Source organism: Gracilibacillus timonensis, assembly GCF_900086715.1.
Classification (GTDB): domain Bacteria; phylum Bacillota; class Bacilli; order Bacillales; family Amphibacillaceae; genus Gracilibacillus; species Gracilibacillus timonensis.
Map to the genome: position 1 here is coordinate 529,266 of NZ_FLKH01000011.1, position 19,392 is coordinate 548,657.

At 39.3% G+C, this 19,392-nt stretch carries 22 protein-coding genes and 1 pseudogene; 17 read left to right on the plus strand and 6 right to left on the minus strand.

The features are described from left to right. Window positions 1-3: 3 nt before the first annotated feature. The 5 genes from BN6556_RS09860 to BN6556_RS09880 all read left to right on the plus strand — a co-directional run bounded on the left by BN6556_RS09860 (window position 4) and on the right by BN6556_RS09880 (window position 4,145). Window positions 4-831, plus strand: coding sequence for a carbohydrate ABC transporter permease (locus tag BN6556_RS09860; RefSeq protein ID WP_066190432.1), 828 nt, complete (start codon window positions 4-6; stop codon window positions 829-831). A 20-nt stretch (window positions 832-851) separates the two neighbouring features. Beyond that, window positions 852-2,186, plus strand: a complete 1,335-nt coding sequence (locus BN6556_RS09865) for a GH1 family beta-glucosidase (RefSeq protein WP_066190435.1) — start codon at window positions 852-854, stop codon at window positions 2,184-2,186. A gap of 562 nt (window positions 2,187-2,748) precedes the next feature. Then, window positions 2,749-3,078: a PadR family transcriptional regulator gene (locus tag BN6556_RS09870; protein WP_066191294.1), complete on the plus strand. Its 330-nt coding sequence runs from the start codon at window positions 2,749-2,751 to the stop codon at window positions 3,076-3,078. After that, a complete protein-coding gene (locus BN6556_RS09875) occupies window positions 3,075-3,485 on the plus strand; it encodes a permease prefix domain 1-containing protein (RefSeq protein WP_066190438.1) in 411 nt (136 codons plus the stop codon). The genes BN6556_RS09870 and BN6556_RS09875 overlap by 4 nt, the downstream gene beginning before the upstream one ends. Window positions 3,486-3,497: 12 nt before the next feature. Continuing rightward, window positions 3,498-4,145, plus strand: coding sequence for a hypothetical protein (locus BN6556_RS09880; RefSeq protein ID WP_066190441.1), 648 nt, complete (start codon window positions 3,498-3,500; stop codon window positions 4,143-4,145). 88 nt (window positions 4,146-4,233) lie between these two features. Here BN6556_RS09880 and BN6556_RS09885 read toward each other — a convergent pair whose 3' ends face one another. Beyond that, a complete protein-coding gene (locus BN6556_RS09885) occupies window positions 4,234-4,764 on the minus strand; it encodes a TetR/AcrR family transcriptional regulator (RefSeq protein ID WP_148436721.1) in 531 nt (176 codons plus the stop codon). Window positions 4,765-4,874: 110 nt separating this feature from the next. On the opposite strand from BN6556_RS09885, the gene BN6556_RS22815 reads away from it, so the two are divergent. The 5 genes from BN6556_RS22815 to BN6556_RS09905 all read left to right on the plus strand — a co-directional run bounded on the left by BN6556_RS22815 (window position 4,875) and on the right by BN6556_RS09905 (window position 7,296). Next, window positions 4,875-5,096, plus strand: coding sequence for a 2TM domain-containing protein (locus BN6556_RS22815; RefSeq protein WP_148436756.1), 222 nt, complete (start codon window positions 4,875-4,877; stop codon window positions 5,094-5,096). 12 nt (window positions 5,097-5,108) lie between these two features. Beyond that, window positions 5,109-5,723, plus strand: coding sequence for a GNAT family N-acetyltransferase (locus BN6556_RS09890; protein ID WP_066190446.1), 615 nt, complete (start codon window positions 5,109-5,111; stop codon window positions 5,721-5,723). A gap of 189 nt (window positions 5,724-5,912) precedes the next feature. After that, window positions 5,913-6,104, plus strand: a complete 192-nt coding sequence (locus BN6556_RS09895; protein WP_066190449.1) for a hypothetical protein — start codon at window positions 5,913-5,915, stop codon at window positions 6,102-6,104. A gap of 472 nt (window positions 6,105-6,576) precedes the next feature. Continuing rightward, complete coding sequence (locus BN6556_RS22485) at window positions 6,577-6,786, plus strand: GNAT family N-acetyltransferase (RefSeq protein ID WP_235817501.1); 210 nt, start codon at window positions 6,577-6,579, stop codon at window positions 6,784-6,786. Between the two features lie 69 nt (window positions 6,787-6,855). Then, the gene (locus BN6556_RS09905) at window positions 6,856-7,296 is read left to right on the plus strand and encodes an NUDIX hydrolase (protein WP_066190451.1); all 441 of its coding nucleotides are present in this window, start codon (window positions 6,856-6,858) and stop codon (window positions 7,294-7,296) included. A 209-nt stretch (window positions 7,297-7,505) separates the two neighbouring features. Here BN6556_RS09905 and BN6556_RS09910 read toward each other — a convergent pair whose 3' ends face one another. Next, window positions 7,506-8,222: an RpnC/YadD family protein gene (locus tag BN6556_RS09910; protein ID WP_148436723.1), complete on the minus strand. Its 717-nt coding sequence runs from the start codon at window positions 8,220-8,222 to the stop codon at window positions 7,506-7,508. Window positions 8,223-8,493: 271 nt separating this feature from the next. Beyond that, window positions 8,494-8,673 carry a hypothetical protein gene (locus tag BN6556_RS09915; protein ID WP_066190461.1) on the minus strand — a complete coding sequence of 60 codons (180 nt, stop codon included), beginning with the start codon at window positions 8,671-8,673 and terminating at the stop codon, window positions 8,494-8,496. Window positions 8,674-8,989: 316 nt separating this feature from the next. Between BN6556_RS09915 and asnB the strand changes: the two are divergent. Further along, window positions 8,990-10,839 (plus strand): annotated as a pseudogene (gene asnB / locus BN6556_RS09920) (asparagine synthase (glutamine-hydrolyzing)). 85 nt (window positions 10,840-10,924) lie between these two features. Here asnB and BN6556_RS09925 read toward each other — a convergent pair. The 3 genes from BN6556_RS09925 to BN6556_RS09935 form a co-directional block, all read right to left on the minus strand. Further along, a complete protein-coding gene (locus BN6556_RS09925) occupies window positions 10,925-11,512 on the minus strand; it encodes an AAA family ATPase (RefSeq protein ID WP_066190463.1) in 588 nt (195 codons plus the stop codon). Between the two features lie 26 nt (window positions 11,513-11,538). Further along, window positions 11,539-12,222 carry a hypothetical protein gene (locus BN6556_RS09930; protein WP_066190467.1) on the minus strand — a complete coding sequence of 228 codons (684 nt, stop codon included), beginning with the start codon at window positions 12,220-12,222 and terminating at the stop codon, window positions 11,539-11,541. A 413-nt stretch (window positions 12,223-12,635) separates the two neighbouring features. Further along, window positions 12,636-13,001, minus strand: a complete 366-nt coding sequence (locus BN6556_RS09935) for a YxeA family protein (protein WP_066190470.1) — start codon at window positions 12,999-13,001, stop codon at window positions 12,636-12,638. Between the two features lie 293 nt (window positions 13,002-13,294). On the opposite strand from BN6556_RS09935, the gene BN6556_RS09940 reads away from it, so the two are divergent. From BN6556_RS09940 to BN6556_RS09965, 6 genes are all read left to right on the plus strand, one after another. Next, window positions 13,295-13,675, plus strand: coding sequence for a hypothetical protein (locus BN6556_RS09940; protein ID WP_187374476.1), 381 nt, complete (start codon window positions 13,295-13,297; stop codon window positions 13,673-13,675). A gap of 388 nt (window positions 13,676-14,063) precedes the next feature. Continuing rightward, a complete protein-coding gene (locus tag BN6556_RS09945; protein WP_066190477.1) occupies window positions 14,064-14,771 on the plus strand; it encodes a response regulator transcription factor in 708 nt (235 codons plus the stop codon). After that, window positions 14,768-15,763 (plus strand): sensor histidine kinase, encoded by a 996-nt coding sequence (locus tag BN6556_RS09950; protein WP_066190480.1) that lies wholly within the window; start codon window positions 14,768-14,770, stop codon window positions 15,761-15,763. The genes BN6556_RS09945 and BN6556_RS09950 overlap by 4 nt, the downstream gene beginning before the upstream one ends. A 240-nt stretch (window positions 15,764-16,003) precedes the next feature. After that, a complete protein-coding gene (locus BN6556_RS22075; RefSeq protein WP_161485684.1) occupies window positions 16,004-16,171 on the plus strand; it encodes a hypothetical protein in 168 nt (55 codons plus the stop codon). Window positions 16,172-16,717: 546 nt separating this feature from the next. Further along, complete coding sequence (locus tag BN6556_RS09960; protein ID WP_066190484.1) at window positions 16,718-17,482, plus strand: ABC transporter ATP-binding protein; 765 nt, start codon at window positions 16,718-16,720, stop codon at window positions 17,480-17,482. Then, window positions 17,457-19,349: an ABC transporter permease gene (locus BN6556_RS09965; protein WP_066190486.1), complete on the plus strand. Its 1,893-nt coding sequence runs from the start codon at window positions 17,457-17,459 to the stop codon at window positions 19,347-19,349. Before BN6556_RS09960 ends, BN6556_RS09965 begins: the two co-directional genes overlap by 26 nt. The last annotated feature ends 43 nt before the right edge of the window (window positions 19,350-19,392 follow it).

The window sequence follows — 19,392 nt, forward strand, 5'->3', positions numbered from 1 at the left end:
CATATGAAAAAAATTCAATTAGCCAAATTGTTTATTTATATTGCGTTGATTGTGCTGGTGATTATCTGTTTTATCCCTTTTTACATGATGATTATTAATGCGACCAGATCCAATTCAGAGATATTACAAGGCTTTTCCTTAATTCCCGGAGCGGCGATTATGGAGAATTACACTACATTAATCAGTTATATGGATGTTTGGCGTGGCTTCTTAAATAGTTCGATCGTTTCCGTTTCTGTCACCATATTGAATGCCTATTTTTCCGCGCTGACGGCATTTGCTCTGGTAGTTTATCATTTTAAATGGAAAAACGTGATCTTTGTCACTTTTATTGTGATGATGATGGTGCCTGGTCAATTAGGATTAATAGGACTCTATGATTTAAGCGAGGCGTTAGGGATGTTGGATACGTACTGGCCGTTAATTATCCCGGCAGTGGCTGCTCCTTTTACCGTGTTTTTCTTTCGGCAGTATTTAATTACGACGATGCCGATGTCTTTACTGGAGGCAGGGCGTATCGATGGGGCTTCTGAAATGCATATGTTTCATCGCATTGTCATTCCGATATTAATGCCAGCCATTGCGACAATGGGAATATTCACCTTTATTGGCTCATGGAATAACTATATTACACCATTGGTCATCTTGCGTACACCAGAACTCTTCACATTGCCGGTAATGATGGGGGCTTTACGAGGTTCGCCGGTTGCTACGAATTTAGGGGCAATGTATTTAGGAATTGCCATTTCTGTCGTACCAATCATGATTGCATTCTTATTTTTATCCAAGTATATCATCAATAGTATTTCTGCTGGAGCAGTGAAGGGTTGACCGAGAGGAGGAAACAGACAGTGAAGAAATTTGATACAGCATTTACGTTTGGTACGGCAACATCCTCTTACCAAATCGAGGGTGGAGCTGACAAAGGCGGGAGAAGTGATTCGATTTGGGATACCTTTGCGACGATTCCTGGTAAGGTGTTTCAAGGAGATGATGGTAAGGTAGCATGCGACCACTATCATCGCTATAAGGAAGATGTTCAGACGATTAAGCAGCTTGGTGTAGAGAGCTATCGCTTTTCCATTGCTTGGCCACGGATTTTTCCGCAAGAGGGTGTTTATAATGAAGAGGGCATGGCGTTCTATAAGGCATTAATGGAGGAGCTAAGGACAAATGATATCAAACCAGTCGTGACCTTATATCACTGGGATCTACCGCAATGGGCGCAGGATCAAGGGGGCTGGGTTTCTCGTAAATCAATACAATGGTTTGCGGAGTATGCAGGAAAGGTATTTGAAGAGCTCGATGGTTTAGTCGATAGCTGGATTACACAAAATGAACCGTGGTGTGCAGCCTTTCTTGGGTATCACCAAGGGATTCATGCCCCAGGACATCGCAATATGGAAGAGGCCTTAAAGGCGGCCCATCATATCTTATTGTCGCACGGACAAACGGTGAAGCTGTTGAAAGAGACCTTTCAGTCGGATACGCCAATCGGAATAACCTTGAATTTGAGTCCGATTTATGCAGCGAGTAATCGTTTGAATGACCAAATTGCTCGAAATAATGCAGACGGCTATAGCAATCGCTGGTTTTTGGATCCGATTTTCAAAGGCAGCTATCCACTTGATATGATTAACCTGTTTTCGAAGTATGTGCATGACTTTTCTTTTGTTCAGGATGGTGATCTAGAGGTGATTGCTGCATCATGTGATTTCTTTGGTATTAATTATTACAGCAGGGGAATCGTTGAGTTTAACGGCGCAAATGATTTTATGCAGGCACCTGCTTATTCTGACTATGAGAAGACAGGGATGGGCTGGGATATCTCACCAAGGGAGTTTCAAGATCTGATTCGACGTTTACGTGAGGAATATACCGATTTGCCGATTATTATAACAGAAAATGGCGCCTCCTATCCCGATCAATTGACCGAAGATAAACAGGTCCATGATGTGGAAAGAACCGAATATATAGAACAGCATTTACAAGCCATCGCTGAACTAAATGAAGAAGGAATGAACATTTCCGCCTATTTCCTCTGGTCTCTGTTTGATAATTTTGAATGGGCCTTTGGTTACGATAAACGATTCGGCATTGTTTATGTCGACTTTGAGACGCAGGAGCGTTATTGGAAGGATAGTGCCCATTACTATCGGGGCGTGGTCAGGGAACGGCAAGTATAATATAGAACACGATTAGCCATCACTATGGCCTCCATGGATTATGGAGCAAGGTGGTGGCTTTTTTGATGCTGGTTTGATAGAAGCAGGTCGATCAAAAAAAGAACGCCGGTATTCTTGAAAAAGGGGATCTTGCGGACTGAAGAGAGGAAATCCTGTTTTTCAGTCCATAAGAATGAATCTCGTGAACTGAAGAGAGGAAACCGAGTTCCTGAGTCCATAAGAATCAATCTAACGGATCAAAATAGAACAAAACTTTCATTTTCGCATGCTTATCTCAAACCTAGATAATTACATGACTGAAATATTTACAGAAAAACGGTCTCAACTCCATGTCACCCCATTTTCTATTTTGGAGCTTATCCCTAACAACAAATAATTACTTATTTAGATAGAGTAATATTCAATGATTTTACTCTAATAAACAAAAAAATTATGTAATTTAATAAATAAACCTTTATAATGTATAGGTTAAAACAATTTTTAAATTACTTTGACAGACAGAGTAATAAGTGCTAATATTACTCTATCAGATAGAATTAATAAAAAGCGAGGTCGGGTCATGATGATTAGAAGTGATATTATTCGTGGTCATCTGGAGTCGATTATCTTGCGATTGATTTATGAAAAGGATCAATATGGTTACGAAATATCGAAACAAATTAGCCTGCGCACCGATAATCGATTTCAGATCAAAGAAGCAACCTTATATGCCGTTTTTCAGCGCCTAGAAAAAAAAGATTTAATTGAATCCTATTATGGCAATGTTACACATGGAAGAAAACGGAAGTATTATCGTATCACCACGTTAGGAAAGGCATATTTAAAAGAAACGGCTGAAGAATGGAAAGAAACCAAGGAAATTATTGATTTGTTTATGGAGGGATTACATTGATAAAGATAAAAGATCATGTAGAGGAATTGTTCAAAAATGTGCCAGATAGCGAAGAGAAAAATACACTTAAACAAGAAATTTTTCAAAACCTGGAGGAGAAAGTCTACGATCTAATGGAACAAGGCAAGGAAGAAGAAGATGCTATCAATAAGGCGATTGTCGAATTTGGAAACATCGAGGAATTAACCAGTGAATTGGGTATTAGTAAGCCGAAAAATAAAGACAAGAAAAAGGCCAAAGCAAAAAATAATTTAAGTTTTTCGATATGGGGAAGCTTGTTAATCATTGGATTGATGATTTTTATTAATTTTTATCATTCACCGTCTACGATTTGGTTTGTATATCCGACGTTTGCTGTTTTATGGTGGCCGTTAGCGCTGTTTTATCAATGGTTAAAATGGAAATAGGAGGTAATGAATATGAAACAGCATCATGTGGTTTTCGCAGCAATTGGAAGTGTAATGACCATACTATTTCTTATCTTGGTCAACTATTTAACCAGTCCTAGTTATATTTGGTTTATCTATCCCGCTTTTCCACTTTTACTATGGCTTGTCAGTGTATATTTATTAAGCAAAGGTCGCTATAAAATCTTCGTGCTTGTGGCTAGTTTGTTAACACTTTTGTACTTATCAGCTATTAATTATATCCACACCCCGGAACATCCGTGGATTTTATATGCTCTATGGCCGATTATGTTGTTAGTAGTTCTCACATTTTTAGGTAAGTACAGCTGGAAATTATCGATGGCATGGATTGGGACAGTGCTCACTATTGTGTATTACAGTGGCTTGAATTATTATCTGTCACCAGGTTACCCGTGGGCGATCTATCCAACCTATGTCGTATTGTGGTGGCCAATGCTTGTTTATTGTATAAAAGCAAAGAAATATTTTGGCTTGTCTGTCCTTGCTACCTTAGTAACTGCCATCTTTTTTGTGATGGTTAGAGTGGTCTCCTCGCCACATGTCATCTGGGAGATTTATCCGATATTCGCCATGATCTGGTGGCCATTGAGTATGTATTTTTATGGATCTGGCAGGAGAAAGCATAGTACGATAAAATAGGGAGTAAGACGCTAATGCGCTTCGATTCTACGCCGTTTTAACCTCGACAGGGGATGGGGATAATTTCCGTCCCCTTTTTATAGCCTGTTCATTTACAAAGAGAACGAAAATGATAGTTTAACGTCTGCATCATGCTTTCATGTGAAAATTGTTCTGGATTTAATAAGTAGTGCATAGCCATTCCATCCACGATGGCATGGAGTCTGTTTACTTCCATATCCAGATCAAGTTCATCTTTAGCCATGTCTAATAACTGCAATGCCATAACCACATTTTTCAAACCATCGTGCATATCAAGATAGACCTTATTGCTCAGCTCCCGAAGCGTTTGATCGACAAGCACTTTGGCAGAAAAAGCTAACCATACCTCCATTTCTATTTTTCGCTCGTCATCGATGGGGAGCACTTCACAGACCCCTTCTGTCACAAATTCTAGTGGCTCCTGATTTTCTTTCATTTTCCTTGTCATGGCTCGTTGCATGACCCGATCGGATACAAGCTCCATCGAAAAGTGCAGCAATTCGGACTGTGAGGCAAAATAGTGCCTTACCGCACCAACTGAGAATCCAGCAACTTGAGCGATTTTCCTAACGCTTGCTTGTTCTATTCCCTCTTCCACAATCACTTTCCATTTATATAGCAGTAAGTATTGTTTTTGGACATCAAATGATTCAATAGGCAGATGGGCATTTCCGTTATCGATTCGGAGATGGCGAGAAGTCAGTCAAAATCAAATACGGAAAAGCACGTGCAAGAAAAGAACGGAAAAAGTGGTATCGTCATTTACTGTCCTGGTTCATTGGCGGAGGAATATTAGGAAGTATGATACTTTATATGAACCATTATTCACAGACCGAGGCATTAGTGCAGATATTATTTCTTTGGTCTTTCATTCTGGTAATCGATTTTGTGGTAAGCTTTAGTTATACCCTTTTTCCGAAAAAATCGTGAGGAGTGAGCCAAATGCAATCAGGGAAGCGGACGTTTACTGTGGTAAAAGCAGATCAAGTAGATATGGATGTACGCATGCAGATGTCAATTATTTTTGCGGAAGAATTTTCACAATGGTTGGGCTATTTTTCCAAGGATCAACATAAAATCGCACAAGCTTTTGCCCATATGTTTATTTTAGAGCAATTTTATCTAGTGATAGCAAATGACAAAGTTGCTGGTATGACAGCATGCACGGATGGAAAAACATTATCCGTCAGATTAAACAAAAAAGAGTTGCGAAAACACTTAGGATTTTTCAAAGGAAGCATGGCGGGACTCTTTTTGAAAAAAGAATTTGAAACCCTTGATGAGAGCTTTCCCGATAACACCGGTTCCATTGAATTTGTTGGCACAGCTTCCGAATTCAGAGGGCAAGGGGCAGCTTCTCAAATGATTCAGTATATCTTGGAGAACACATCCTATCATGATTATGTCATTGAAGAAGTGGCTGATACCAATGTTCCTGCGATGAAATTATATAAGAAGTTAGGCTTTGAAGAATATAAAAGAAAGCCTTTTTCGGACAAGATGGCGAAGAAGAATGGTATTAACAACCTGTTGTCTTTAAGATATATGAAAAAATAAGGGGACGGGGAATCCGTGTGAACGGGGGATATTTCAAAATGGTTACGTCATAGCTGTATCATTGGCGAAAAAAGTTGCACTAATCTATCCCTTTGTCTATCATTAGCGAAAGGGATATTTTTTATTTTACAAAGAACAGTTGGCTATCAGGTTCGCCATATAAGTCACTGTCAAATGGGAGGCCCAATAATGAACGATAAATTCCTATTTTTTTGTATCTATTTTGTATCTGTTGCGATTATAAGTCTAACGATTCTCTACTTTGCTGGATATCTTTCTGTTGCGACTGGATTTGTAGATCTTCTCTTAACGGCTATTGCAGGATTAGGTATTATCAAATTATTGGAATTAGAAGCAGAGGCCAAAAAGAGAAATCATTAAAAAGCAAGTTTATTCGTTGATTATTTTTGTCTGCACGAAAAGAATATGTTTAAAATTTGAAGATACATCTATATTCAAACGATCATTTCTTATCTTAGTTCTTACTTTATGAAAGAGTCTTGGATAAAATAGATTACAGTAACTATTTTTGGCAAGATGATAAAATTAGATTGTGAGCCATAGAACGTGAAGATGGGGAAACGGATTATATTAGTAAATTTGATACTTCTTTACGTAGACTGTTGGAGTGCTCTACTGAATTACCACCTACAATGACAAATTCCAAAGATTCTGCAGTGGGAAATGCTAATTCTTCTCAGATAAATGGAAGAATCATGTTTATTATTGAAAATTTAAAAGGAATAAGTGTCGGGGGGTATCAATTTAAATAGTATTGATGAAAGAAATGGTACCTTCAGTATTGGAATTGTGATTAATAAGTACTATCAATATGGGTTATGGTACAAGAGCAATGAGAATTCTCTTGAAGTATGCATTTCTGGAACGTAGACTTAATAAATTCAATGACTATGTTCTCATAGGAAATGAAGCTTCTGCTAAGATGATGAAAAAATTTGGTTGTGTGCAAGAAAGAATACGGAGACAAGTAGTTTATATAAATGGTAAATATATGGATTGCATATTGTTTGGATTAACGAAAGATGAATTCATTGAAAATTGAATTCCCATAAGTCAAGTATGGGTTTTGAGGGAATGAAGGGATTACATCAATTTAAATGGAGGGATTTTATTGAAAAAAAGAGTCATTAGACCATTGGTTATTTGTTTATTTAGTAACAATGATTCTATTTTAGTAGCTGAAGGTTACGACACCGTAATGAAAGAATACTATTATCGCCCAATCGGCGGTGGGATTGAATATGGAGAATTAAGTTCTGAAGCATTAAAAAGAGAGGTTCAAGAAGAGATAAAAGCAAGCATAACTAATATGGAATATTTGGGTGCGATTGAGAACATTTTCACTTACAACGGTGAGATAGGGCATGAAATAGTAATGGTATACGATGCAATATTTAATGACTCTTCATTATATATAACCAGTTGCTTTAATGGTGAAGAAGATGACGGAACTACATTTAAGTTATTATGGAAGCCTATAAGTGAATTTCAAAGTGGTAATCTACAGTTAGTTCCAGAAAAATTATTAGAAATTATTCGAGAGAGAAGATAGAGAAAATAACTAGCTAACCAGTGATTTGATTTAATTGATCATCATAAAAGAATTGGTCCAATTGTCTTTTTTTAATGCTTGTGAGTAGTTTAACCTTTTTCTAACGAATGACCAGTACGCCTTCTGCAAGATATAGATCACAAACCAATAATGATATCATCAGCGTAGTTGCACAATTAGCTCATTAATTGTGCAACAGTCCTTATACATCAATGTTCCAGCGATTTTCGCAGCTTCGTTACTTCTTTAAGCTCAAGGCCGGTTAGTTCTGATATTTCTTTATCAGAATAACCCCGGTCTAACAGCTTTTTTGCAACATTACGTTCTGTTTTTTCCATCCCTTGCTTCATCCCTTGTTCCAATCCTTGTTCTGTAGCTGCTTCTTCAATCTCTCTAATCAGTCGGCCAAACGTCGGGGTGTCTCTTAATTTTTCCATTCCCATAACGTTTTTGCCCTCCTTCTCGTTTTGGATGATGGGTAATGATTCGTAAAATTGTTCCTGTAATTCGTCTGGTAGCTTCATGATGTAATCAATAAAATACAATAAGGCAGAAAGATACTTGGGATGATGCCGATATTTTTCGTAGGCTAGGTCGACCAGTATCTTCTTATGATCAAACTTGGTTTCCTCGCGTTCTTGCTTCTTTTGTTCCTTACTCTTTTTGTGTTCATCTTTTATTTTGATTTTTTTACTGGCATAGATACCGGCAAGCACCACTAATGCGAAGGGGTTCGGCGATTGTTTCAGTGCTTCTTCGTCTTTCCCGTAAAAGTGATAGGTGTTGTAACGATACGTGATTTCCGTGCCATAAAAGGCATCATGAAACTGATCTTCATAGTTTGCTTCGCTGGCATCCGTTAACAGCGCGATCGCATAAATCGGTTCTGTATGGTTTTCGTAGAGGCGGTAAAAATATGGAAACATGCGCCGGGCAAATTTTTTATTCCCAACTGCCTGCACTTCAATATGGATATGGACGTATTGATTTTCCCCGTTTTTTAGTGTTACTTTGGCTAGTTTGTCACAGCGTTAAGAGACCGTAAGTTTTCTGACTGTATGAGAGGTACCTCAAAGTGGTAATGGAAAACAACGGTCTCTAAACCTCCTGATAAGTCTCGCTATTGTTCAGGGGCGAAGATCAGCCCCACTGAACAAAGTCTCGCTTTATCCGTATATCTTTTCCCTTTTGCCTGTCTCAAAATATGCGGGAGAAGCTCTGTACCTTCAAAGTCGATGCCTTTGTCAAAATCAATGTCCGGGTACAAATCGGGCGCAAAAAGGCCATAAATTCTTGAATAATGTTTTTCCATAGGCCATCATAATCGGGAGGTGCCGAGCGATAATCATGCGTATCTTCTTTTACTGCGGTTAACATTAGTATACCACATCCTTTCGTTAGAATGAATGTGTGTTCATCTTATCGCTTTTGTACGATAAAGGCAAAGCCGTAAAAGTGAATTTTCATAGGGTGCAGAGGAGAGATAATCGGAATAGTGCTTAGTTATTTGATGATTTTTGATAAGGAAAATACCTTCAAAATGGAAAATTAATGTTTTTCAATGAAACGAATCAGTAGAAAAATATTATAGTCGTAAACATTTTTTTGAATCTGTTGTAACAAACTCTTCCCTAATGCGTCTATTAAGTAACGTATAGAAAAAAGTCAGATATAAAAAGAGGAGTTTTCACAGATGTGTGGTTTTATAGGAGTAATCGATAGGCAAGATTACTCGTTTTCAGAAAAAGAAATGACAGCTTGGCAGGAGAAAACAGACCTGATCAGGCATCGTGGTCCAGACGATGAGGGGTACTATGCCGAAAATGGTATATTCCTAGGTTTTCGCAGACTGAGTATTATTGACATAGAATCAGGGGAGCAGCCATTAAGCTATCAGGACAATCGAATATGGATGGTTTTTAATGGGGAAATTTATAATTATAGAGAACTTCGAGCGGAACTGATGGAAGAGGGATATTCTTTCCAAACGGAATCAGATACAGAAGTAATTGCCGCTCTGTTCGCTAAGTATAAGCAAGATGCTTTTTTTTACTTACGTGGTATGTTTGCCATCATGATTTGGGATAAGCAGGAGGAAACGTTGTATGGTGCGCGCGATCCATTTGGCATCAAGCCTTTCTATTATGAAGAAACAGAGGATCGGTTGATCTGCGCTTCCGAACGAAAAAGCATTAGCCTGTTTCAAAATAAGTCTGAATTAGATGAGCCTGCCTTGCAGCAATATTTTAGTTTTCAATTTGTACCAGAGCCAGACACGCTTATACCAGGCATTAAAAAATTGACACCTGGACATTACTTTGTCAAGAAAAGGAGGATATGATGCAGACTACTTGTTATTGGAAGCCAGCATTTCATCCCGTTCCAAGAGAAAAAGATCAATGGGTAAAGCGGATACAGCAGGCCTTATTTGATTCAGTGGAAAAACATATGCGCAGTGATGTCCCAGTTGGTTCGTTTCTTTCGGGTGGGATCGATTCTTCGATCATCGTATCAATCGCCAAGCAAGTGAATCCAGCGATTCAAACTTTTTCAGTAGGATTTGACCGGACAGGTTATTCGGAAATAGATGTTGCTCAAGAAACGGCCGAGAAACTGGATGTGAACAATACCTCCTATCTCGTAACACCAGAGGAATATATTGAAAAATTGCCAGAAATCATTTGGCACATGGATGACCCATTAGCCGATCCATCCTGTGTGCCACTTTATTTTGTAGCTAGAGAGGCAAGAAAGCAAGTGAAAGTAGTGTTATCAGGAGAAGGAGCAGATGAGCTTTTTGGTGGCTATAATATTTACGGTGAACCGGAATCATTGAAGATCTTTCAATCCATACCTGGCCCAGCTCAGCAATTGCTCAAGAAGGTGGCCCATGTCTTACCGGAAGGGGTAAAAGGGAAAAGTTTCTTAGAGCGGGGTACCACACCATTAGCGGAACGGTATATCGGCAATGCCAAAATGTTTGAGGGCGAAGAATTACAGCAACTTCTGCAAAACTATGATTCTACCCTTTCCTATCAGGATGTTACTCGGCCGTTGTTTAGAGATGCTGCCAGTTATTCACTTGTCAATCAAATGCAGTATGTCGATATGTATACCTGGCTGCGCGGAGATATTTTATTAAAGGCAGATCGGATGACCATGGCTCATTCCCTTGAATTACGGGTCCCCTTTTTGGATAAAGAAGTGTTTCGCGTGGCCAGTGAATTGCCAGAAGAGTGGAAAGTGACAAATGGCACAACGAAATATATCCTGCGAGAGGCAGTAAGAGGGATTGTGCCTGATCACGTCTTACAGCGAAAGAAGCTAGGATTTCCGGTGCCCATCCGACATTGGCTAAGACAAGAGTTGTACGATTGGGCTGTACGTGTGATCAAGGAAAGTCCAATTGAGCAATGGATAAAAAAAGAATATGTGCTTGAATTGTTGGACAAACATGCTCAAGGCAAAGTCGATTACAGTCGGAAGATTTGGACAGTACTTGTTTTTGCGATATGGTATCAAGTGCATAGAGGAAATGAATAGGTTATTATCAGCGCAAAAAGCCTGCCATCACTAGCGATGGAGGGCTTTTTAGGCAACTGTTTACAAAAAATGACTTGTGCTGCGATCATCTGATATGTTTGATTAATACCATCATCCGATCGAACCATTTTTTAAAGGACGTTCTGTTATCTGGTAAAAGCCTTACATCACTTCTAGCTGCGATTTCTTCCACAATCTCGTCAATACGTTGGTTATCGGTTATGATTTTTTCTTCCGTAATGTCGGTATTAAACGCATGGATACAATGGTCAACTTGCGCCTTTGTCCAGGTATCACCCCGTTCCAGCCGCTTATTCAACCGTTTTAACAGCGTATTTTTATCAGCATACAAGATATAATGCCGTAACGGAATACCTTCATCGATCAGCTTTTGAACGATTTCTTCATAATATTGGCGATTAAAAAGGGTCATCGGTACAATAATGGTTCCTTCATAGGTATTCGAAAGATACGTTAACATGTCATAATTAAAGGTTCTCCATTGCTCATGGTCTTGAAAATTGGATTCATGCAATTGCTTTGGGATATTCTCACGAATGAAATATCCGATATTTTCCGGATCATAAATAAACGAGTTGGGCAGTCTTCGTTTTAATTCGAATGCACTCGTTGTTTTACCAGATCCAAATGCACCGTTCAACCAAATAATCATATCGAGCCTCCCCGCACCATTGTTGATTACTGCATATAGAGTTTATCAATAATATTTATAACCTCTTCATCGTTACCAGGATCAATTTCAACTAACTCTGTATTTTCAATGATCTCTTCTCTTTCTTGCTGGATATCATCCGCCGTTACATTATCAGGACGGGAAAGCCCGCCGTACCAACGATATGGAATGTTATAGACATTGATGGTACCATCTCCATTGCCGCTATAGGTTATCATGCCATCTACTATTCGAGAACCTCGCAGTTGAATCACATCTTCCGGATAGCTGACATCAATATCCTCTTCGCCAGGATTCAATGAAGTACCAGCTGGAATGCGTGTCACATCCACAGCTTCTATATCTTGATTGTCTCCAAGTTGTAGCCAAACACGGGCATATTCGATTTCCTCTGAAGAATAGGCAGATAATGCGCTATCGTTAGCGCTATTAGGTTCGTCATTTTCCGTATCTGTAGTGGATGTAGTTTCTTCCGTAGTATCGGTTTCATCCGTAGCGTCATTTTCGGAACGATCGGCTGTAGATGATTCATCATCCTGCTCGTCTTGAGAAGTTGTTTCTTCTTCAAGAGCGGGCTCCTGTTCTGGATTGGCCTCGGTTTCTTCTTGTTCATTAGCACACCCAGCTAGAACTAATATAAGGATGATTAGGGCGAAGCTGTTATAAATAGACGTGGTGAATTTTTTCATGATTCCATACTTCCTTCTTCATAATATTAAAAACCATATAAAGTTAAATATACTAGAAAACGCTAGTCAACACAATATCTCGAATCGTCTTAAATAGGTGATTATAGTTAAGCGTACGAGGTATGGTCAATTTTATTTAAGAAGTCACTGTCATGTGGAATAATAGTAATGATAAAGATTAGCGGTATAAAGTGCCTGATAAATGTGGAGGTCATGAATGTGTTTGGTTTGATAAAAAAATGGATTTGGCGATAGCTTTTTATTTTTAAAAGGGGCTTCTTATGAAAGTATTGGAATCACTGCTATGGTATTTGCATCTTAATGATTATTCTGTCATTTAAACAAAAAAATAACCACCAGAGCCTAGTATATGGTGATTATTCCTTATGAAAATTAAAAGTATTATTAATAAATTACCGATTCAACTGCATCAAAGCACCCTCAGGCACCGCCTCTTGCGGAACCTCCACCCATCCCTTGCCATAACGGCCTGCTGCATAGATTTCTAAATAGGCGTTTGGCTGTAGTTCTCTATCCATCACCCTTACAATACGCTGCTTATTCCCTTCCTGATCAAATCCAGTAAACTCGTAACGATAGTTGCCATTCCACAGCTCTTCATAGTCTGTCGTTGTCTCCACGTAATAGAGGCTTTCTTCATTATTGTGCAACAACCAGTCGCTTAAAGGGATGATACCAGCAGTTGTTTGCTGGATGCCGACGAACAAGATAGCGAGAAATGCCAGTAAGCCAACACAGGTAATAGCCACTTTTTTCATATGTTCTTGCTCCTTTCGATGAATGGTTATCTGAATACAATGATATCAAGGAAGTGAAGGCTTAGAGATCTATTTTCCTTTCAAAAACCTTACATTGTTGTAAGACTGTTTGGATGTTCTGCATGCTGATAAACTGCGGCGGTATTACACCCACTATACCTTGTCAATCGAGATTATTCTTTTAAGACGATTTCATTGATTAATAACTCCAAACAAAACCGAAAAAACTATGTATTCGCGATATTGTTGTGGCGCTATGTGTCAGTTTATTTTATGCAGCACTGGGTGTCGGCTTGCTTCTAGTCACCGATCAATTGGGAGTGCCTGGAGAATTAGAGGCTTCTTTCCTGCTAGGATTTTCAGCGAATATCTTTCTGCTAGTGTTAACCTTTTTCTTGTTCGGCTATGTTTTATTATTATACGGTATTCGGAGTGGGGCTGTTTATGGGATTTTGACGGCATTACTGCTGTTTGTTCATAATATTTTAGCCAATGTATTGGAGAGTATCAACAATGGCTTGCTCTCAAGCTTCATCGAGCATTTTCCTTTTTATTTCTATCCAGTGATGGTGGGATCCAATCCACTTTCGCCATTGCAATATGCTATTGGCTGCCTGACCCTTATTGTGTTATTTATGGTTGTGCTTAAAAAGAGTGAAAAAATGGAAGTGTAGGAGAAAGGTGAGTGGAGAATATTAGATAGTTTATTAGATGAAAAAGTCGCCAATCGCCATGTTTGACTGTTGATCGGGGCTTTTTATATCTTTTTATTAAATTTTCGTCTGCAAGAAAGAATCTTACGGACTGTAGAACGAGTTTCGCTCTTTTTCAGTCCGCGAGAATAAATCTTATGGACGGAGGAACGAGAATCGCTCCCCTCATTCTGCGATAACAAACTCTTGTGACTCGGGCCTGCTAAGTACCAACCATTCTTACAAACTCAAGACCGGCGACCAGAGACGACACCTTTCGCTAACCTTACAAAGTTGTAAGAAAACGCACTTGCCCTTTGTAGTCTCCCATCATCTATGCCATAATAATGGAAAATAAGGAGTGAACAGCATGCAAACGATGATGATTGTCGAGGATGACCCCAAGATTGCCGAGCATTTACAAACCTATATTGAAAAATATGGCTATCACGTGGAGAAGGTGGAAGTTTTTGATCAGGTTATGGATGTATTTCAAAAAATCGAGCCGGATTTGGTGTTACTGGATATCAACCTGCCCAGCTATGATGGGTATTATTGGTGTCGGCAAATTCGGCAAGTATCGACCTGTCCAGTGATCTTTATCTCGGCACGGGTCGGGGAAATGGATCAGGTGATGGCTCTGGAAAATGGTGGTGATGATTTTATCACCAAACCATTCAGTGCCGAAATTGTCATGGCCAAAATACGCAGTCAGCTGCGCCGGGCCTATGGTGCGTACGCTCAGGATGTGAAAGAACGTTTCTTGGAAATAGAAGGTTTGAAACTTTTGCCGGAACGCCTGGAATTAACCTTTAATGGGCAAGAAATCTATTTATCGAAAAAGGAAGCAGATATCATCGAAACGTTAATGAATCGTTATCCGCGAGTTGCCGGCAGGGAGGACTTATTAGAAAAATTGTGGGATGACCAAACCTATGTCGATGAAAATACCTTAAATGTCAATATCACAAGAGTGCGGAAAAAGTTGCAGTCTGTCGGGATAGATAATGGTGTGGAAACGGTTCGAGGCGTTGGTTACCGGCTGCACGCACCCTTGGCACAAGGAGAAGACAAATGAAGTTATTTTGGAAAGAACACAGCTTATTAATTGCTCTTAATATCGTGCAATTTGTGGCTATTCTGCTAATCTATTGGCTAGACGGTTACCGAAATCTGCTGCCAGCATTCTACGCGATTTTTATCGGATTCTTTTTTCTTACCTGTTATCTTTTTTATCAATATGTCAGTCGCCGTGCGTTTTATCAACGTTTGAGTGAGCCGCTGAAGTCACTGGATGAATCATTGCAAAAAAGCAGTCAACATCCTGTTTCCGAGGCATTAAATGAACTGTTGCGCAGCCAGTATAAACATTATCAAGAGCAGATACATACCATCGACAAAGAGAAGGAAGAACATCTGAAGCTGATGGATCAATGGGTACATCAGATGAAAACACCAATCTCGGTCATCGAACTCACCGCACAGAACTTGGATGAACCAGATTCGTCGAGTATTCGAGAAGAAACGGAGCGCATGAAATCGGGCCTAAACACGATTCTTTATATGGCCAGATTGCGGACAATAGAGCAGGATTTTCATATCAAACCGATCCAGCTGGCCTCATTGGTACATGAGGTGAATGGGGAAAATAAACGATTCTACATACGTAATAAAGTTTATCCAAAAGTGGAAGAATTAACGGCAAGAGTGACCGTACAGACCGATGAAAAGTGGTTATTCTTTATACTGACGCAGCTTGTTTTAAATGCCGTGAAGTATTCTGCTGGAAAAAGCCAATCGATCATCATCTCGATTTATGAAAGGGAGAGAGAAGCCATATTGGAAGTGAAAGATTTTGGAGTAGGCATTCCAGAAACGGATAAAAAGCGGATTTTTGATGCATTTTACACCGGAGAAAACGGCAGGGAATTTCGAGAATCCACCGGGATGGGGCTGTATCTAGTGAAAGAGGCAGCAGAATACCTGCAACATCAGATCGAATGGGAGTCACAAGTCGGTGAAGGCTCCACCTTTCGGATTATCTTCTCGGAAACGCAAAAGGTTTTTTAGGAATTAGAAGATGGAGTATGTGCAAAAAAAGATGAGAGAAACGTATGGAACAGGGCATTGATTTGATAATTTACTTGTAAGTAAAATGACCTTTTGTGAATAACTGTTAATAATAAGAGTGCTTTAAAAGCTCTACAACTATATGGTCAATGTATTATCATATCTCTTGTTTTTGTGTATAATTTTGTTATAAGCAACATATACTATTACTATTTCTTTGATGAGAGAGGTGGTAACTGTATGTGTTATGAGGATGGTGAAGAAGAAATGTCTGTAGAAACGCCTCTTAAAACACCAGCAGAATCGTTAGAAAAGTCTATCCAAGAAGTGAAAGACATGAGAGATGGGAAATTAAGAAAAAAAACATGGGACGAACTTTACAATGAAATAAAAGAAGATAATGATTGAGGTTAAAACATGTATTCTGTCATTCCTACACCAGAATTTGAAAAAAGAATAAAGTATTTAATAAGGAAAAAACGCTATAAAAAAGTGGGGAATGACGTACATAAGATTTACTAGAAACAGGGAATTTTATAGGTGATGAAATCCCTAATGTAGGTTTGAAAATGCAACAGTCTATTTACAAAGTGAGGGCTGTAAATACAAGTGCAAATGTGGGCAAGTCAGGTGGATTTAGAATAATATATTTGGTAACTGAAGACCACTTTGAAATATACTTGTTAGATATATATTCTAAAAAAGACAAAGAAAATATAACGAATGAACAAATAAAGCTAATTTTAAAAAACAATCAACTATAAAAAATGTGTAGGAGAGGGGATTATTTCTTCTCTTTTTTTATGGGCATTTTTAACCATGATTAGGTCTTTCATGTTTGTGTTATAACAAACCTTACATTAATGTAAGACAAATGAAATAAAAATCAATCGTCCGTTACCACCATCAGCGATATACTAGGCATTAATCAAGTACAAGAAAGGAAGTATACGCATGTTAAATGTAAACCAAGTAAGCAAGATATATGAAGGGAAAGTCGCCTATCGTGCGCTGACGGATATTGATTTAAACGTGGAGGACAATGAATTTGTGGGAATCATGGGTCCGTCCGGGAGTGGCAAAACGACGCTGTTAAATATTATTGCCACGATCGATGAACCAACCACAGGAAATATTACCATCAATGGCGACAATCCACATCTTTTGAAAAAAGACAAGCTGGCCAAGTTCCGCCGCCGAGAATTAGGATTTGTTTTTCAAGATTTTAATTTATTGCATACCCTCACTGTAGAGGAAAACATGGTACTGCCGCTCACGCTGGATGGCAAGAAGGTCAAAGAGATGAAGGAGAAGGCCCACCAGTTTGCGGAGAAGCTGGGGATTAGCGAGATTATGAAAAAAAGAATCTATGAAATCTCTGGTGGGCAAGCGCAACGAGCAGCTGTAGCAAGGGCGATGATCCACTCGCCTAAATTGCTTTTGGCTGATGAACCAACCGGTAATCTGGATTCTCGTTCTTCGAAGGACGTAATGGAAATGCTGACTACGTTGAACCAAAAGGAACAAACAACGATGCTTTTGGTTACCCATGATCCGCAGGCAGCAAGCTATTGTAATCGGGTTGTTTTTATTCGAGATGGCCGATTTTATTCGGAAATTCATCGTGGCGATAACCGTCAAGCCTTTTTCCAAAAAATTATCGATACACTCTCGTTAATGGGAGGGGATGCTAATGACTTTTCGTCAGTTCGCGTTTAATAATGTCATTCGCAATAAAAGGCTGTATGCCGCCTATTTCTTAACAAGTCTGTTTACAGTGATGGTCTTTTTTACCTTTGCGATTTTTGCCTTTCACCCGTCCTTATCAGGGGGGAGCATGAATCAATATGTGTCGATCGGGATGAATGTGGCTTCGGGAATTATTTACGTGTTCTCTTTTTTCTTTGTCTTGTATTCCATGAGCTCTTTTTTGCAATCTCGTAAGAAAGAGTTTGGCTTGTTAATGATGCAAGGAATGAGCATGAGACAGATTCGGCTGATGGTTTTTCTTGAAAATATGTTGATTGGGTTTGTTGCTACGATTGGTGGTATTGGTGGAGGGTTAGTATTTGCCAAGGCGATTCTGTTGATTGCGGAAAATGTCTTGATTATTGAGGATGAATTGCCTTTCTATCTTCCTACACAAGCCATTTTGTTAACGTTTGTCTGTTTTATTGTGCTGTTTTTCCTCATTTCCTTGTTTGTTTCTTATATATTGAGAAGCCGGAAATTAATTGATTTGATCAAAGGGGATCAGCAGTCAAAAGGGGAGCCCAAGGCCAATCTGTGGCTAACGTTACTGGCGGTGCTCTTACTTGGTACAGGGTATTCCATTGCCTTAATGGTAGAGGGTCTCGAGGTAGTTGCAGCACTACTGCCAGTTGTTCTGCTTGTTATCTTAGGAACCTACTTATTGTTTACCCAGTTAAGTGTCTTTCTGATCCGACGTTTGAAAAAGCAGAAGCGTTTCTTCTGGCATAAGACCAATATGATTTTATTATCGGACCTTTCTTTTCGTATGAAGGATAATGCCAGAACCTTTTTCTTAGTGGCGATTATTTCAACGGTTGCCTTTTCGGCGATCGGTACATTGTATGGTTTTCAGTCGTTTTTATCCGCCGGAACGCAGCAGCAAGGTCCCTATACGATCAGCTATAGAGCGGATGACACCGGTGGGGAAGAGGCGGCTGCTGTGATTGAGGAAAGTTTGCAAGCAGATCAGTTAGAGACAGATGGCGAGCGTCTTCAACTGCGGTATTATGAAACAGGTGATCAATCGGTTGTTATCGTGAAAGCATCTGACTATAATCGCTTTGCGAGTTTATTAGACGAAGAAACACTAAACATTTCAGATGGCTCCCCTGGGCTGGTGCGGAAGGAAATACCTTTATTAATGATCGGAACTCCTGGAGATACAGAGGAAGAAGTGTTGGCGAATGCCGGACTTGAGCTGGAAAATGGTTCTACAATAGAGCCGAAACAGCTGATCGAATCGGAGGTGTTGCCTGCCACTGCTGGAAATGAATATTATGTGGTATCTGATCATGACTTTGAAAGTTTACCAGAACCTTCTTCTGAGCAAAGTTATTTTGCTTGGCAGGAACGCAATGGTGAGGATATCTCAATCGCAGTATCCGAGCAATTGGATCAAGAGATAAGCGATGGATTTATTAGTAATCCGACTTATGAAGAATATCTTTTAAATAAGGTGTATGGCCCCATCCTCTTTGTTGGTTTATTTATTGGTATTGTCTTTTTTGTCTCGGCAGGTAGTTTCCTTTATTTCCGTTTGTATGCAGACGTTGATGCAGATAAGCGCAAGTTTCAGGCAATTACCAAGATGGGGCTGACCGATAAGGAATTGAAACAGGTACTGAACAGGCAGACGCTGATCCTCTTTTTTGCACCGATTGTAGTGGCCTTGATCCATGGTGCAGTAGCATTAACGGCATTGTCAAATTTGTTCTTCTATAATTTGGTTCAAGAGGCAGCCAGTGTGTTAGGTCTGTTCTTGACGATTCAGATTCTTTATTTCTTTATCGTGAGGTTTTATTATACTCGGCAGATAAAGGCATCGCTTCGATAATGCTTGGTTGTTTGGAGTATAGTAAAATTCATCGATCCATTGC